Genomic DNA, 1,450 nt, shown 5'->3' with positions numbered 1-1,450 from the left:
GTACGACCTGATCTACGACTCGGGCTGCTTCCACCACCTGCCGCCCCACCGCCGCATCAGCTACCTCGCCCTCCTCGATCGGGCCCTGGCGCCCGGCGGTCATCTCGCGCTCACCTGTTTCGCGGCCGGCGCGATGGGATCCGAGATCCCCGACGCGGATCTACCGTGAGGCCGGCCTCCAGGGTGGCCTCGCCTACACCCCGGAGGCCTTGCGGGCGATCTTCAACGACCTGGCCGAGGTCGAGCTGCGCCGGATGCACGACGAGCCCGCCGAGTCCGCGCTGTTCGGCGAGGCCTTCCTCTGGACGGCACTGCTCCGCCGCCCGGCCGGGTCATAGCCCCGGGCTCCCCGGCTCGACGAACGCGGGGCCGCCCGCCGTACGGTGCCGGTGGACGGGTCCCTTACCCCAGCGACTCAGGCGGCCGGCGGCCGAGGGCGTCGCTGCGCCCAGGGCCGGACCTCCTCCAGCTGCGCCGCGACCCGGAGCAGGGTCACCTCGTCGTCCCGGCGGCCCACCAGTTGCACGGCGAGCGGCAGACCGTCCTCTCCGAGGCCTGCCGGGACGGACGCGGCCGGGTGCCCCGTGACGTTCCACAGTGCGGTGTAGGCGACCATCGGGCGTGAGCGCGCCAGCGCCGTCAGCAGGCCGGCACCGTCCAGCGCGCCCACCGGGCGCGGGCGCTCGGCGACGACCGGGGTCAGCAGCAGGTCCATGGTGGTGAACATGCGGTCGGCGCGCTCCGCCAGCCGCTCCCCCGCCCGGATCCCGCGTTCCACGGCCGATGCGGGGACCAGCCGGGCGAGGGCGAGGGTCCGCCGGGTCCGCCTTTCCAGCAGGTCGGGACGCTCGACGGCGTCGGCCTCCGCCCGGACTCCACCACAGAACTGCGCGGCGAACGGGGCCGTCGCGTCGGGGTAGCGGGGGTCGACCTCCCGTACGTCGTGGCCCAGTTCGCGCAGCGCCCGTACGGACTCCAGGACCGCCCCGACATGTTCCGGATGCGGGCGCACCCCGGGCACGGCGGGCTTGACCGAGTAGCCGACGCGCAGCCGGCCGGGCGGGGTCTCCAGGGCCTCCACCCAGCCGGTGGTCGCGGGGCGGGCGCTCCAGCGGTCGGTGGGGGTGGTGCCGGCGAGGACGTCGTAGAGCAGTGCGGCATCACCCACGCTGCGGGTCAGCGGCCCGACGGTGCCCAGCGCGTACCAGAGGTGCGGGTTCGGGGCGGTGGAGACCCGGCCGCGCTGGGGCTTGAGGCCGAACAGCCCGCAGCAGGCTGCCGGGATGCGGATGGATCCGCCGCCGTCGCCGCCGAGTGCCGCTCCGACCAGTCCGGCCGCGACGGCGGCGGCGCTGCCGCCGCTGGAGCCACCGGGGGTCCGGGTGGTGTCCCAGGGGTTGCGGGTGTGACCGTGGGCGGCGGATTCGGTGAAGGGCCACTGGCCGAACTC

Annotated in this window: 1 protein-coding gene and 1 pseudogene; one reads left to right on the top strand and one right to left on the bottom strand. The window is 75.5% G+C overall.

Going from position 1 to position 1,450, the window contains the following annotated elements:
- A pseudogene (locus tag ACWGIU_RS37800) lies at positions 1–338 on the top strand (SAM-dependent methyltransferase); the annotation flags it as partial.
- Between the two features lie 77 nt (positions 339–415).
- Here ACWGIU_RS37800 and ACWGIU_RS37795 read toward each other — a convergent pair.
- Positions 416–1,450, bottom strand: a 1,035-nt coding sequence (locus ACWGIU_RS37795; RefSeq protein ID WP_453712599.1) for an amidase family protein, incomplete at its 5' end; no start/stop codon positions are given.

It is taken from the genome of Streptomyces sp. NPDC054840, assembly GCF_053611065.1.
Note: the sequence above shows the minus strand (reverse complement) of the source record. Positions and strands in the feature narration are given on the sequence as shown.